Origin of the sequence: Floridaenema aerugineum BLCC-F46 (assembly GCF_041929345.1) — a bacterium.
GTDB lineage: Bacteria > Cyanobacteriota > Cyanobacteriia > Cyanobacteriales > Aerosakkonemataceae > Floridanema > Floridanema aerugineum.
The window spans coordinates 95,620-109,960 of the sequence record NZ_JBHFNQ010000052.1 but is presented as its reverse complement, the minus strand read 5'-3'; the positions used below and the strand labels follow the sequence as shown (position 1 = coordinate 109,960).

The following is a 14,341-nucleotide window of genomic DNA, read 5'->3' as shown; positions in this document are numbered from 1 at the left end:
GGGGACTTTAAATGTAGTTTCTTTCTTCTCAAGGGGAACTTTAATAAATTTAGTTCCTCCCCTTACCAAGGAGGAATTTAAATCCTGTTCCCCCCTTATTAAGGGGGGTTAGGGGGGATCTCAATACTGCTCGGGTTTTGGGTAGGGGCGAAGCATTCGGGCAACAATTTATTGCTTAAACCCTAGATTTTCTGCCCGAATGCTTCGCCCCTACAGAGTCAAATTTGCTTAACCGAGCAGTATTAGGGGGGATCTATTCTTCAACATTTATAATCAGCAAAAACAATATCAATTTCTTCAACCAACCAACTGCCAAACTCCCTTAAAAATATCAACAACCCCGCCAAATTATCAGAAGGATTAATTGCCAATTCTAAAGCTTTTCTCATATATCTTTGTTGATTTGGATAATGTTTAGAAAATAACAGATAGCTAGGATATAAATCTCTAGTATAAACCTGTTCTCTTAACATTACTAATTCTAAACCCGTCCTAACAATCCGCTTCATTATCCAAGCACAGCGATCTTTAATAAACTTAGAATAAAAAATATTGTTATTTCCCAAACACTGTAATTCATCTTGTAAAATTTTCAGATCTTCGGCTAACTCAAAAGCATGGCTTACCATCTCAATTCCTGGTTTATAATTAGGAAAAACCAGAGTTATATCCTCACCGCAAATACATAAACTTTGGGTTTTGATTAACATTTTTAAAATAGATTCTGATTCAATAATTTCTCTGTAGCTAACACAGAGAAAATCAACATTTTTACAAAACGGATATTGATGTTTAATTTTTCTGCAAGCAAGCTGAATTTTTGTTAATTCCGACTTCTCTAAATTGCCGGAAATCACAGCTAAACTGTCAAGATCGGAAACTCTAGAAATTGCCTTTCCTCTGGGAACAGAACCTCGAAGATATATACTATGTAGTTTTTTGCCGAAAATTTCTCGATAAGCGGTTTTCAGATCGGCAATAATTTCTGTCCAAGGTGGGGAAATTTTTTCAAAACTACAGGGATTAATGATAAATCCTTGGGAATCGGTTGTTAATAAATCACCTGTTTTAAGAATAGCATTCATACTGGCTAACATTCTCCCTAGTTAACGATCCATCAATAGTTATCTTATGGGATAACCATAAATGTTACTTGATTCACTTGTCACTTTTCTGAAATATTCTCCTTTTATCTTAATAAATGAAAGCTGAAGAGCGAGTCAAGTTTCATCTGCGATCGCCTTCACCACAAGCATCAATCAGTAACTCACACACAGCAACTTCACTATGGATTTCGTAAATTTACCTCAACAAAATACTGGATTTAATCTTAACAGTCTGCATTCAGGAATGACCATATCAGGAACAATTATCGGATTTGTAGACAATGGCGACGACTTTATTTTACAGCGCAATGGTAGCGGACAAATTATCATAGATCCCGAACCATTAAGAGCTAGTCAACTAGGATTAATTCCAGGCGAACAAGTGAATGTTGTTGTTGCCGAATGGGATGGTTTTGAAGTAGATACTTTCGCCATTTCTAGGGCTGACGGTTCGCCAGTTTTGGGAAATTACCAACCAAATCAAAATCCTAATTCTTCCTTTGATTCACTTACAGGACAGTGGTTTGATGGCGCAACATATTTAAATCTTCATTCTGATGTAGCTGCTGCTGGAATGAATCCTTTAGATCATTTTCTCAAGTACGGTGTGTTAGAAGGACGAATGCCAGAATTATTTGACGATAATTTTTATCTGGCAACAAATCCTGATGTAAAAGCTGCTAAAGACAATGGATTTTTCACTAGTGGATGGGAACACTACAGATTGTTTGGCGCAAAAGAAGGAAGAATGGGAAGTACTTTTTCTAATCCGCTTCTGGTGCAAAAAATGGCAGCAAGTTTCGCTATATTAAATAATCCCACAAATGTAACTCTGCTCGATCCAATTTTCCCTGGCATAAATCCAGGCATTCCTTTTGGTTTTAGCAATATTTCAGGAACAGTAACCGCAGTTTTTGATGATGAATTTATTCTCTCTACTGGAAATCAGCAAGTATTAGTTGATGCTGACCTTGAGCGGGGACAACGCCTTAATTTAGGAGTGGGGGAACAGGTGACAGTATTTGGTGAGTTAGATGATGATGATTTTGATGCTTTTACTATTACTAAAGCTGATGGTTCAGTAACACAAATCCGCGTGCCTGGACAAGATTAAGTACTATTATTAGGATGAATTTGGGTGTAGGGGGTAAGGAAAAGAGTCAGGCTTAAAGGGGAAAAGTTCTCTTTGGTTGTCCAATATTTTTTCCTTATACCCTACACCCTACCCCCTACCCCGTACCCCCTACCCTAAATAGTGAGAATACTGCTTATGTCAAACCTCAAAAAATCCTTCATTTTGGCTGTTAATAGTTTTTGCTTAAGCTTGCTTGCAGGTTGTTTGCAATTACCACCAAATCCACCTCAAATCGAAGAAATTTCTTCTTCAAATTCTGAGTTATCAGGTGTGACTACTCCAGTTACTCCGACACCGATAAAAACTGGCAACATAGAATTTTCGGGAAATACTCAAACACCAATTACGATCGCCACCTTACAGCAAAATTACTCCGAAATTACTATTTCCGGCACAGTTAAAAGTGTGGTTGGCAATGAGTTTACCCTCTATGATGGCACAGGTGAATTGATTGTCGATCCTGGCCCTCGTTGGTGGAAAAAAATTAACGTTTCTCCGGGTGAAAGGCTAACAGTTATCGGTGAATTTGATGATGATGAAATTGAGGCTTTTAAGATTATTAGAGCCAACGGCGAACAAATCAAAATTCGCGATCGCTCAGGCCCTCCTCCTTGGGAAAATCGAGATGATTAATCAATTTATTTTAGGCGAAAGCATTGTCATACTTGGCTCCCCTGCTCCTAATCCGGGTGATTCTTAGGAGGATGCTGCTTTCTGTACCAGCGATACCATTCTCCAGAACTGCGAATTGCCAGCCAAAGTAGGATCATGGCAATTAATCCTCCCTGTGTGGGTGCGTCAAAGGCTAGTAACACTAAAACTACACATAAAGCATCTTGGATAAAAACTACCCAAAGGGGTAAACCCCGAAGGCGAAAAAACCATCCTATTTGTACAAGTTGCAACACTAAAGCTAGTAAACCGCCGATCGCACCAATAAGTACAATCATCCATCTATCCAAGTTAGCAGTTTGAGCCACAAAAGCACCCATCATTGCTCCCACTAAGGGACTAAAGAGGAGATGAATAATTTGCAAGATGCGCTGTCCAATGAGTTTTTTGGAAGCAAATAATTCAAATAATGACCAACTGGTGAGTATTCCCACTACTACTTGTGGGTGAATGTAGGAAAGTAGCGGTACGCGAGACCAGAGATTGTCTCCTTGCAAAAGTCCAATTAACAATAATGGTAGGGCAATTCTCCCTACCCCTACCGCAGCAGCAGCAGAAAGCGCAGCAAGGAGTTCAATCATATTTTCTGTTCTGGTTGTACTCTTAACCGAAAAGGGGAAACACAAGTTTTGACTTAATGTTTCTTAATTGTAAACCTTTTTTGTTGATAAATTCATGAGGTAGATATTTTAGCACCAGATGTTTACACTAACTCAATGATTATGGGTTGGATGATGGATCAATATAGCATCATTCAACGTCAAATTACCCCCGCAGTTGTCACCGGAAAACCTGTCACCATTGGCGGAAGTTTAGGCAGAAATACTGCTACGGCAACAGGCGCTTTTTATGTAATTGAAAATATTATGGCAAAATTCGATCGCTTACCCAGAGAAACAACCGTAGCGATTCAAGGATTTGGTAATGCAGGCGCAGAATTAGCCGAATTACTCGCTAAATTTGGTTATAAAGTAGTAGCAGTAAGTGATTCTCAAGGGGGAATTTATGCCAAACAAGGTTTAGATATTCCCAGTATTCGCCGTTGTAAACAATTTATTAAAGGAATGCAAGCTGTTTACTGTGAAGGTACAGTTTGCAGCATTATGGAACATCAAGTTTTGACCAATGCGGAACTTTTAACTTTAGAAGTAGATTTACTAATTCCAGCCGCTTTAGAAAACCAAATAACTGTAGAAAACGCGCATAAAATTCAAGCTAAGTTTATCTTTGAAGTGGCAAATGGTCCGATTACTTCAGAAGCCGATCGGATTTTAGAACAACAGGGAATTTATGTATTTCCCGATATTTTAGTGAATGCGGGTGGAGTCACCGTCAGTTATTTTGAATGGGTACAAAATCGCAACGGTTTTTACTGGACGCTGACTGAAGTAAATGAAAGATTAAAAGAAAAAATGATTGAAGAAACGGAGAACATTTGGAGGATTTATCAAGAGTTTGGCGTGTCAATGCGAACTGCTGCTTATATTCATGGGTTGAATCGATTAGGGGAAGCGATTAATAGTAAAGGAACGAGAGATTATTATGTGAATGGTTGAAGATAGGAGAAGAAAGAATAATCTCAATTCCCTAAAAGTTTGCTATAGTAAAAAAAAGTCAAAATTAACTATTCCTATGCGTAGTTACACTCTCACAGAAGCAAGTAATCACCAAGAAGAAATATTTGAGCAAGCTAGTTTAGAGCCAGTTTTAGTCACTCAGCGATCGCAACCCAGCCATGTGATAATGTCTTTTGATACCTATCAACATTTGATCGAACGGTTGACAAAATTAGAAGATAAAGCATTGGGTAAAGTAGCACAAGCGGCGCTGAGTCAGTCGTCAATGGTGGGTACGGAAACTTTTGTAGAATCACTCAAGAAACTGGCGATTTCTTAGCCAACTTTGATGTTTGTTGAAGATGATTGTGGCTGATAAAGTTCATAAGGTAGTTTACGATCGTGAAGTATATTTATTAATGTAGCCTCCCATCCTGAGTAGAGTCTAAGTTTTCCATTGATTCTTTGCAGTACAGGTTGTTCCCCGTTGAATAGCAAAACAGCATCTCCTTGAACACGATCGAGTAAGTCCAAAGTACCTTTTATTAAAGTATGTTTACCTTCTTCATAAGCATCTTTCGGATTAATACGGAAATCTACAACTATGCTTGGTTGAAAACCAAACTCTTCGGCAATAACTTCCTGCCCTATTTGACTTTTTTGAGTTGCGTACACAACAACGCCTGAGCCAGTTAAACTATCTCTTTTGTGCCATTTTAGACCAAGATATTTAGAAATTATCTGCAAAGTTTCTACTGGTTTAATATTAGCTTCCAAGTTTAATACATAGTTTAATGCCATTTCTACCTCTCAGGATAATTTGAGGATTTTTTCAACAACTTTTCTGGTTTATGTGTATTTATCTACGGGTTACATTCTCCTTAATGTACTTTTCAGGTAATGTTTATAATGGAAACTTTACCATAGTTAGCGAAAGTAACCCATGATGCTGTTTTTTCAAATTGTCCTCCTAATCTTAATTAGCGGCTCGATCGCTTTTTACATCACCTGTGCCATCTGCACTATCAAATTTTTTGCACCTAAAGAACAGGTGATAAATTCTTCCGAAGACCCTGTTTCGCTGATGATACCAGTTTGTGGTATTGATGAGGGAGCCTGGGAGAATTGGTCATCATTTTGTCAGCAAAATTACCCCAATTATGAAGTACTTTTTGGAGTGTTAGACCCGGAAGATCCGGCGGTTCCTTTGTTAAAAGAGTTGGCGGCGAAATATCCCGATCGCGTTAAACTATTAATTGGTTTAAAACCGCGAGGTATCAATTACAAAGATAGCAATTTAAGTTATCTTTTAGAAGCTGCTCAACATGAAATCATTATCTTTGCTGATAGTGATATTCGAGTAATTCCTGACTATATTAGTATTGTCACTGCTCCCTTAAAAGATCCGAAAACTGGCTTAGTAACTTGTGGATATGTGGGCAAAAATCCTCGGACAATAGTAGCAGCTTTAGCCTCTTTTGGTCGGTGTTTTGATTTTATTCCCTCGGCTTTAATTTCAGGAGCGATCGATCGCGGTTTTAAATTTGCTGTTGGCCCAACAATGGTAACTCGTAAATCATCTTTAACACAATTTGGGGGATTGCATTTAAGCCGCATTGGCTCGGATTATAACTTAGCTAAACGAGCAGTAGAAGCGGGTTATAAAATTGAATTTTCTCGACATATTTTAGAGTCAGATACTACTGGCGAAAGTTTTTGGTCTTTCTTTCAAAGAGAGGTGCGTTGGGCAAGAACAATTCGGTTTAATCGAGGTTTACAATACTATGGGATGGTGTTTTGTTACGGCACTGTATATAGTATTTTGTTACTGTTCATATCGGGATGGGAAAATTGGGCGATCGCTCTATGCCTAATAACTTTTATCATTCGCTACATTCAAGTATTAATTGCCATCTTTAGTATGAACTGTCCAAAAGTTTTACTCTGGTTGTGGTTACTTCCCTTCCGAGATATTTTCAGCTTAATTGTTTGGACACTCGGCGCTTTTGGGCAACATATATATTGGCGTGGCAGATGGTTGAAAATCGAAAAAGATGGTTTGATTGTTCAAGGCGATAGTTAATGGAATGGGGAGTGGGGACTGGGATTTTTTTCTGGAGCGAACTGATTAATTTTCCCTGTTCCCTATTCCCTTAAGTTGATAAAATCAACTCTTCTCCCTGCATTACCTGATAAGTATTCAGTAAGTAATTGGGCTGAAACACAGTGATTAGATAACCCACTACAATTAGTATCAAAGAGCTAATTACAATTGGGATAGCAAAAGGCAAGTAAACTAAATGTAGAGGTTGTCTAATTAACATACCGCTAAATCTTTCCCAAAAAGCTTGCAGTTTACTTTTGGTGTCCAACATTAAAGTTGAGTAAGATTTCCCCGAAGTTGAAATAGCGGTTTTCAGAAGAGATTTTTGCCAGAAATAATCATGACCCATGAGTAAAAAACGCCAGAAAAAATGCGACATTCCCGATGGTGGTGCATGATTAGCTTTAGCTTGTGGATGTTGCCAAATAGTGAAACCTTGCTCAAGTAAGTTATAAGCATGAATCACACAGTTGCCACGATACAAGGGTAAATCTAAGGGAATAGGATGTTTCAGCAAAAAATCTCTGCGAAAAGCAACGTTATTCAAAAAGTATTGAGATGTTTTAGCTAAACTTTTTTTGTGGGAATACTGAGGAAAAATGTAGGTTAAAGCCATTGCTGTACCATAAGGGCCTTTGCCCCTAGAGATGGTTTCTCCAGCTACGATTTGAATGTCATCCCCCTGAGTAAAGGAAGTCAGTATATTTTTTAGCCAATCTTTTTGGTAGATGCAGTCAGAATCGCAGTAAACTACTATTTCCCCTGTGACTAGTTCCGCCCCCAGCATTTTGACTTCGTAATAGCTAGTCTTGACGTTGGTATGGTGAACTTTAATCCAAGGGTACTGTTGACAAAGCTCTTTTAGTAATTCAGGAGGGGTATCGCCACTTTCAAGCAACAAGACTTCGTTGGCTAAATTTGGAGAAACTTCCTGATTTGCCAAGGAGTTCAGAGATTTAGCTAAGTCCTTGGGATTAGCGTTCGCCAAATTTTCGGTTTCGAGGACGAGCGAAAAACTAGGTAAACTCCGCATTAATGGTGTTTGTAAATCTTCCATCAGGTATATTCTCGAGCAGACATAATTAACAATTTCTTATGAATATAATTTATTTTCTGTTGCGTTCCTCCTGGAAAATGGTCACTCTGGCTATTGTCACAGGTTTTCTCAGTGGTGCTAGTAGTGCGGGTTTGATAGCCTTGATTGGGAATGCTGTCAGTAACAATGGTCACTCTTCCTCAGCAGTGCTCCCTTGGGGATTTGTGGGTTTGGTGGTGCTGGTGTTGCTGACGAGTATTTTCTCTCAAGTGGTGTTAATTAAGTTAGCCCTGGATGCAGTATTCCAAATGCAGTTGCAGTTGAGTCGGCAAATCCTCGCTTCGGAGTTGAGTCAGTTGGAAAAGTTAGGAACACCAAGATTGCTGGCAACTTTGACTGAGGATGTGCAGGCAATTTCTCAGGCGGTGTTTAGTTTGCCTTTGATTTGTATTAATTTAGCGATCGTCGGTGGGTGTTTACTTTATATTACTTGGCTGTCGCCACAAGTTTTGCTGATGATTTTGGTGTTGTTAGCGATCGCCATTTCCAGTTCCAATTGGTTTTTCAAAAAGGGCAGACAAATCCTAGCTTTAGCCCGTGAAGAACAGGATATCCTATTTAATAATTTCCGGACAATTTCCGAGGGAATCAAGGAATTAAAGTTAAATTATCAGCGTCGGCAAGATTTTATAGTTGAAGATTTAATAGCTACAGCAGCAAATTTTCGGAGGTATAACTTTCGGGGTTTGTCTCTATTTGCGGTTCATGCTAGTTGGGGTAAATTAATCTTTTTCTTCGCCATTGGTGCGGTTTTGTTTTTCCTACCCAATCTAATTACTATTAACCCGAAAACAGTCACAGTTTATGTTTTGACTTTCACATATTTGATTTCTCCAATGGAAATCATTGTGAATAGATTGCCTTTATTAACTAAAGCAGATGTGGCTTTAAAAAAAATTGAGGTATTAGGTTTAGCTTTGGCTAGTTACGCTGAAGCAGAAGCAGCTACACCTGCATTGGTTAATTCTCCTAACCAAGGTTTAAAACTTGATTGGCATAGTTTAGAATTGCAGGGAGTGACTCATGGTTATGGGAGCGATCGCGAAAATCTAGACTTTACCCTTGGGCCAATCAACCTAAAATTTAAACCCGGAGAAGTGGTATTTCTGATTGGTGGTAATGGTAGCGGTAAATCTACGTTAGCTAAACTAATTACCGGACTTTATATTCCCGAATCTGGCAAAATCTGTTTAGACAATCAACAAATTAATCAACCAAATCGGGAGTGGTATCGTCAGCATTTTTCGGTGGTTTTTTCCGACTTTTATTTGTTCGATCGACTTTTAGGTGTTGCCAAATATAATCTTGATTCCGTCGCCCAAACATATTTGCGTCAACTGCAACTAGACCACAAAGTAACAGTGGAAAATGGTAAACTTTCCACCACCGCACTTTCCCAAGGACAGCGCAAAAGATTAGCATTGCTAACTGCTTATTTAGAAAACAGACCAATTTACCTGTTTGATGAATGGGCATCAGATCAAGACCCAATTTTTAAAGAGTTATTTTACACGCAGTTTTTGCCCAAACTTAGAGATCAAGGTAAATTAGTGTTAGTAATTAGTCACGACGATCAATATTTTGAGGTTGGCGATCGGATTATCAAACTCGACTACGGCAAAGTAATTTATGATAGTGCCTTTACCTGAAATGCTAACCAGATCTAACCAGATCCCCGACAACTTCTGCTTTCGTCGGGGATCTAGATTCAGCTTTACAACAATCCTACTAAATGCAATGGGCCATGACCGCTGATTAACTCAATTAATAAAGCGATCAAACCAAGCATTGCTAACCGTCCATTCCAAACTTCCGCCGAAGGAGTCAAACCCCATTCCCAACGTTCTTGAGGGTACATTTTCACTTTCTTCTTCATTTGGGTGACTTCGGAAAGCATCACTCTGGGAGAGTTGAGAGCACCAACTACCAAATTTGCTAAAGCTTCAATAAATACTGGGTGAGTATTTAAAGCGGGAACTCGACGGAAGTTATGAATACCTGCTTCTTCGGCTATTTCTCGATATTCAATGTCGATTTCTTGCAAGGTTTCAATATGTTCAGAAACAAAGCTAATGGGTACTACTAATAAATTGTTCACACCCTCAGCAGCGAGTTCTTGAATGGCATCTTCTGTGTAAGGTTTGAGCCATTCTACAGGGCCAACCCGACTTTGATATGCTAAGACGTGGGGATTTGGGCGATTTAAGGTTTGCATGATTAAATCTGTGCATTCCTCAATTTCTTTCTGATAAGGATCGCCTGCTTCTTCCACGTAACTAACGGGAACGCCGTGAGCACTAAAGAAAATTGTTACTTCGTCAGGGTTAGAAAATCGGTCAAGTTCCTGAGCGATCAACTGCGCCATTGCTTGTAGATAACCGGGTTGCTCATACCAGGAACGAATTACAGTGTAATTAATTCGGTTTAATGAGGGGTCTTCTTGCCAGAGTTTTTCTAAAAGACGGAAGCTAGAACCGCTGGTGCTGATAGAAAATTGGGGATAAAGCGGTAGGATTACTAGGTTGTCGATGCGATCGCGTTTAATCTTAGCAATCGCTTCCTCAGTGAAAGGATGCCAATAACGCATCCCGATATAAATACCTACAGGTTCTCCTTTTTCCTTTAAGTGTTCTTGTAAAGCTACTGCTTGAGCTTCTGTAACTTGACGTAAAGGAGAACCACCACCGATCGCTAGGTAGTTTTCTTGCGATTTTTTGGAGCGTAAACTAGAAATTAGCCATGCCAAAGGTTTTTGCAACCAAGGAAAAGGCAAGCGAATAATTTCCGGGTCAGAGAATAGGTTAAAAAGAAAAGGTCGGACATCATCGATTTGCTCTGGCCCACCTAAATTAAGTAGTAATACCCCAGTACGCCCCATAACGATTACAAGTTTTCTAATGTTTTCATATTTGTTACCGATTTTAACAATATATCGCTTTAATTGTTTCAGTTAGCAACAATAAATACACAATTTTGCAGGAGTAAGGGTTTTGGCGACTATTCTACGAAACTGGAGTTACCAGTATCAATGGCTTTACGATGCTATTTCCCGCATCTCAGCTTTGAGTGTGGGTGGCGAAGGGCGATTTCGTCAACTTGCTTTACAAGGTCTAAGTATTAACTCACAAACAAAAGTTTTGGATCTCTGTTGTGGTAGTGGTCAAGCTACTCAAGTTTTAGTGCAATATTCCCAAAATGTGATAGGGTTAGATGCTTCTCCTTTATCTTTGCAACGAGCAAAAAATAATGTCCCGGAAGCTGAGTATGTGGAAGCGTTTGCCGAAGAAATGCCTTTTGCAGATAATACTTTTGATGTGGTGCATACCAGTGTGGCAATGCACGAAATGAAACCCGAACAGTTAAGGCAAATTTTACAACAAGTTTATCGAGTATTAAAACCAGGGGGAATTTTTACTTTAGTTGATTTTCATGCTCCCACAAATCCGCTGTTTTGGCCTGCGATATCTATATTTATGTGGTTGTTTGAAACGGAAACTGCTTGGGAATTAATTAATACTGATTTGCTTGGGTTGTTGCGTTATTTTGGTTTTCAGGAGTTGCAGCAACGTTTGTACGCGGGTGGAAGTTTGCAGGTAATTCAAGTTAGGAAATGAACCAAAGCGATCGCACTCCACATCCACAAAAAGCAACACAATGCTAAAATATCAACTAAAGCGACTTCATGGGAAATTATGTAAATTAAGTAAAGGCATATATGCCCAGGAAAATTCGGGAATACAAAGCTGAATTGATTAGATTGGGATTTGTCCAGCGGCGCGGCAAAGGTAGTCATCAAAACTGGAAACATCCGCAACTCCAACTTTTGATTACCATTGCTTTTAAAGACGGTGAGGATACACCCTTATATTTGGAAAAACTATTAAACCAAGCGATTCAAGAGTTAGAAAAAATTGCAGCGGAGGAATCAGAGGAATGAATTACCGCTATACTATATTAATTCAATGGTCAGAAGAGGATCAATTATATTTGGTAACGCTGCCAGAGTTTGCTAAATTGGCGATGCAACCTTGCACTTATGGGAAAACTTATGAAGAAGCGATCGCTAATGCTCAAGAAGCGATCGCCAGCTACCTCGACTATTGCCAAGAAGAAGGTTTAGTCCCTCCAAGTCCAGCAACCGTTGCGGCTTAAATATTTTATGTTTATGGCGCGGTTAAACTTAATCTTCTACAGTTATTTGTGGTACAAAGCCGTTAATATTTGATTGGTCAGCCATGAGAATCGCTAGATAAAAAGATTTGTTTTTACGGTTTTCTTTGAGTTCTAGAAGCAGCGACTTTTGCTTCTAATACTTGAATTCGTTCCTTTAATTCTATTACCAAAGTAGATAATCTTTGAAATAGGGGATCGGATGATAAAGTAGATGTGCTACCCCGATAGGGAACTGTTGCAGAAGTAGGCGGACGAACAGGAGTGCTTAAATTAGGTCTGGATAAAGTTCTACCTTGGGATTGGTTTAATTGTGATTCTATGCGACTAAGTTGCGATCGCAGTTGCAGATTTTCTGCTTCTAATCTAGCAAGACGAGACTCTAGACCTACCGATACTTGAGCTTTTACTTGAACAGGTATAATTACCAATGCGAAAATCATAATTAAGCAAAGTAAGCGAAATTTGTGTATCATTTAATTTGCTCCTAGCAATCAAATAACTTTCTTCTATTCTAAGAAATTCACATGACAAGATCTGAGCAGCTTAATCGTTTTGACCGTCAGCTATGGAATCGATTTATCGCGATCGCACAGCCTTATTGGTATCCTACTTCCGGTAGAATTAGCGCCACTTTTTTGATTCTGCTAGCACTTTTGTTAGTATTTCTCGCAGCACTTTTGTTCGTTGCAGTAGCCGTTGTTAGCTTAGGTAGTCAGTATTTATTTCCTGAATTTTTTAATAGCATCGCCCCCGGTTTAGCCCAAAATATTACTAAGCTGATCAATTCTCCAGCAATTTTCGTGATTATCGCTGTATTGATAACACCAGTTATTATTTTCTTCATCTATCGGCGGAATTTAATTTCGCGTTGGCAACCTTGGGCTTTATTATCTGTTCTGCTGTTACTCTCGCTTTCAGTCAGCGGTTTAAATGTAGTTATTAGCTATGTAGGGAGATTTTTCCAAACGGCTTTAGCGCAAAAAGATGCGCCTACTTATTGGCGATTTTTGTTTGTTTATGCCAGTGTTTTTGTAGTTGGTACACCGATAGTTGTTTATTATGGCTATGTGCGAGAAAAACTAGGTGTTAATTGGCGAGATTGGCTGACAAATCGATTTTTAGATGATTACTTTGGCGATCGCACTTATTATGACATCAACAATAACAGTAAAATTGACAACCCTGACCAAAGAATTTCCGAAGACATTCGCTCATTTACTCGCACTTCCCTTACGTTCTTACTAATCATTCTCGGTTCAATCATTGATTTGATTGCTTTTACAGGTGTCCTCTGGACAATTTCTGTACCTTTAGTGTTGGTATTAATTTTATACGCTACCTTTGGGACAATTACTACCATTTTAATTGGCAGACGTTTGATTGGGATTAACTTTAATCAACTCCGCCGAGAAGCAGACTTTCGTTATGGTTTAGTTCACGTCCGGGATAACGCCGAATCAATTGCATTCTATCGAGGTGAAGCTCAAGAATCTGCTTCTGTAAAACAGAGGTTTGTTGAAGTTTTGCGAAATTTTAATATTTTGATTGGCTGGCAACGAAACTTGGATTTTTTTACCACTGGTTACAATTATTTTGTAATTATTGTACCTTCTTTAGTTGTTGCTCCCAGATACTTTGCTGGTGAAATAGATTTCGGTGCAATTGCTCAAGCAGGTCTTGCTTTTGGTCAGGTTTTATCAGCTTTATCTGTGATAGTTACTCAGTTTGAATCATTGAGTGCTTTTGCTGCTGGTGTGAATCGTTTAGGTGAATTTGAAGACGCAATGATTACAAATGCAAAAGAACGTCCCGAAGGCGCAACTACAATTGATATGACAATTGATTCTCACTTAGCTTTAGAACACGTTACTTTGGAAACTCCAAACTATCAGAAAACATTGGTAAAAGATTTGTCTTTAGATGTTGAACCGGGTGAGGGTTTATTAATTATGGGACGCAGTGGTGCGGGGAAAAGTTCTTTACTGCGAGCAATTGCTGGTTTATGGAACTCTGGTACAGGAAAATTGGTACGTCCAAAACTGGAAGAGATGCTATTTTTACCCCAACGTCCTTACATGATTCTTGGTACTTTGCGCGATCAATTGTTGTATCCTTTTACTAGTCGAGAGATTAGCGAAAATAAACTGCGGGAAGTGTTAGTTCAAGTTAATCTTGCTGACTTACCGGAAAGAGTTGGTGGATTTGATGCTGAATTAGATTGGTCAACTGTTCTTTCATTAGGAGAACAACAGCGTTTAGCTTTCGCTAGGTTGTTATTAACTGCACCTCGTTATGCAATTTTAGATGAAGCTACTAGTGCTTTAGATTTGAAAAATGAGGCTGAACTTTACGAACAAATACGCACTGGTAAAACGACATTTGTTAGCGTAGGACATCGCGCCAGTTTGTTAGCTTTTCACCAAAAAGTTTTAGAAATTGATGGTGCGTCAGGTTGGCGAATTCTCTCAGCAGAAGAGTACGCTGCTCAAGAGAGTTAAT

General features: G+C 38.9%; 15 protein-coding genes and 1 pseudogene. 10 read left to right on the top strand and 6 right to left on the bottom strand.

The window, feature by feature from the left end:
- Window positions 1-260 precede the first annotated feature (260 nt).
- Complete coding sequence (locus ACE1CC_RS06435) at window positions 261-1,085, bottom strand: nucleotidyltransferase (protein ID WP_413269640.1); 825 nt, start codon at window positions 1,083-1,085, stop codon at window positions 261-263.
- A 202-nt stretch (window positions 1,086-1,287) separates the two neighbouring features.
- On the opposite strand from ACE1CC_RS06435, the gene ACE1CC_RS06430 reads away from it, so the two are divergent.
- Window positions 1,288-2,220 (top strand): hypothetical protein, encoded by a 933-nt coding sequence (locus ACE1CC_RS06430; protein ID WP_413269639.1) that lies wholly within the window; start codon window positions 1,288-1,290, stop codon window positions 2,218-2,220.
- Window positions 2,221-2,376: 156 nt separating this feature from the next.
- Entirely contained in the window at window positions 2,377-2,874 is a 498-nt protein-coding gene (locus ACE1CC_RS06425; protein ID WP_413269638.1) for a NirD/YgiW/YdeI family stress tolerance protein, read from the top strand.
- Between the two features lie 47 nt (window positions 2,875-2,921).
- Here the strand turns inward: ACE1CC_RS06425 and ACE1CC_RS06420 are convergent, their stop codons facing one another.
- Window positions 2,922-3,494, bottom strand: coding sequence for a DUF4126 domain-containing protein (locus tag ACE1CC_RS06420; RefSeq protein WP_413269637.1), 573 nt, complete (start codon window positions 3,492-3,494; stop codon window positions 2,922-2,924).
- Window positions 3,495-3,590: 96 nt separating this feature from the next.
- On the opposite strand from ACE1CC_RS06420, the pseudogene ACE1CC_RS06415 reads away from it, so the two are divergent.
- Together ACE1CC_RS06415 and ACE1CC_RS06410 are read left to right on the top strand one after the other, a co-directional pair.
- Window positions 3,591-4,469 (top strand): annotated as a pseudogene (locus ACE1CC_RS06415) (Glu/Leu/Phe/Val family dehydrogenase); the annotation flags it as partial.
- 76 nt (window positions 4,470-4,545) lie between these two features.
- Window positions 4,546-4,809, top strand: coding sequence for a type II toxin-antitoxin system Phd/YefM family antitoxin (locus ACE1CC_RS06410; RefSeq protein ID WP_413269636.1), 264 nt, complete (start codon window positions 4,546-4,548; stop codon window positions 4,807-4,809).
- On the opposite strand, the gene ACE1CC_RS06405 is transcribed toward ACE1CC_RS06410, so the two are convergent.
- Window positions 4,806-5,270 (bottom strand): SitI3 family protein, encoded by a 465-nt coding sequence (locus ACE1CC_RS06405; RefSeq protein WP_413269635.1) that lies wholly within the window; start codon window positions 5,268-5,270, stop codon window positions 4,806-4,808. The two genes, ACE1CC_RS06410 and ACE1CC_RS06405, sit on opposite strands and share 4 nt — an antisense overlap.
- Before the next feature lie 142 nt (window positions 5,271-5,412).
- Between ACE1CC_RS06405 and ACE1CC_RS06400 the strand changes: the two genes are divergently transcribed.
- On the top strand, window positions 5,413-6,552 hold the full coding sequence (locus ACE1CC_RS06400) for a glycosyltransferase (RefSeq protein ID WP_413269634.1): 1,140 nt from the start codon (window positions 5,413-5,415) through the stop codon (window positions 6,550-6,552).
- Window positions 6,553-6,622: 70 nt separating this feature from the next.
- Here the strand turns inward: ACE1CC_RS06400 and ACE1CC_RS06395 are convergent, their stop codons facing one another.
- Entirely contained in the window at window positions 6,623-7,630 is a 1,008-nt protein-coding gene (locus ACE1CC_RS06395; RefSeq protein ID WP_413269633.1) for a glycosyltransferase family 2 protein, read from the bottom strand.
- Between the two features lie 38 nt (window positions 7,631-7,668).
- On the opposite strand from ACE1CC_RS06395, the gene ACE1CC_RS06390 reads away from it, so the two are divergent.
- Complete coding sequence (locus tag ACE1CC_RS06390; protein WP_413269632.1) at window positions 7,669-9,318, top strand: cyclic peptide export ABC transporter; 1,650 nt, start codon at window positions 7,669-7,671, stop codon at window positions 9,316-9,318.
- Between the two features lie 65 nt (window positions 9,319-9,383).
- Here ACE1CC_RS06390 and hemH read toward each other — a convergent pair whose 3' ends face one another.
- Window positions 9,384-10,547, bottom strand: coding sequence for a ferrochelatase (hemH, locus tag ACE1CC_RS06385; protein ID WP_413269631.1), 1,164 nt, complete (start codon window positions 10,545-10,547; stop codon window positions 9,384-9,386).
- 112 nt (window positions 10,548-10,659) lie between these two features.
- Here hemH and ACE1CC_RS06380 point away from each other — a divergent pair, with 112 nt between their 5' ends.
- The 3 genes from ACE1CC_RS06380 (at window position 10,660) to ACE1CC_RS06370 (ending at window position 11,821) form a co-directional block, all read left to right on the top strand.
- Window positions 10,660-11,283 carry a class I SAM-dependent methyltransferase gene (locus tag ACE1CC_RS06380; RefSeq protein ID WP_413269630.1) on the top strand — a complete coding sequence of 208 codons (624 nt, stop codon included), beginning with the start codon at window positions 10,660-10,662 and terminating at the stop codon, window positions 11,281-11,283.
- A gap of 101 nt (window positions 11,284-11,384) precedes the next feature.
- A complete protein-coding gene (locus ACE1CC_RS06375; protein ID WP_413261868.1) occupies window positions 11,385-11,606 on the top strand; it encodes a type II toxin-antitoxin system HicA family toxin in 222 nt (73 codons plus the stop codon).
- On the top strand, window positions 11,603-11,821 hold the full coding sequence (locus tag ACE1CC_RS06370) for a type II toxin-antitoxin system HicB family antitoxin (protein WP_413261869.1): 219 nt from the start codon (window positions 11,603-11,605) through the stop codon (window positions 11,819-11,821). Before ACE1CC_RS06375 ends, ACE1CC_RS06370 begins: the two co-directional genes overlap by 4 nt.
- 113 nt (window positions 11,822-11,934) lie before the next feature.
- On the opposite strand, the gene ACE1CC_RS06365 is transcribed toward ACE1CC_RS06370, so the two are convergent.
- Window positions 11,935-12,315 carry a hypothetical protein gene (locus ACE1CC_RS06365; RefSeq protein ID WP_413269629.1) on the bottom strand — a complete coding sequence of 127 codons (381 nt, stop codon included), beginning with the start codon at window positions 12,313-12,315 and terminating at the stop codon, window positions 11,935-11,937.
- A gap of 51 nt (window positions 12,316-12,366) precedes the next feature.
- Here ACE1CC_RS06365 and ACE1CC_RS06360 point away from each other — a divergent pair, with 51 nt between their 5' ends.
- On the top strand, window positions 12,367-14,340 hold the full coding sequence (locus ACE1CC_RS06360; protein WP_413269628.1) for an ABC transporter ATP-binding protein/permease: 1,974 nt from the start codon (window positions 12,367-12,369) through the stop codon (window positions 14,338-14,340).
- Window position 14,341 lies beyond the last annotated feature (1 nt).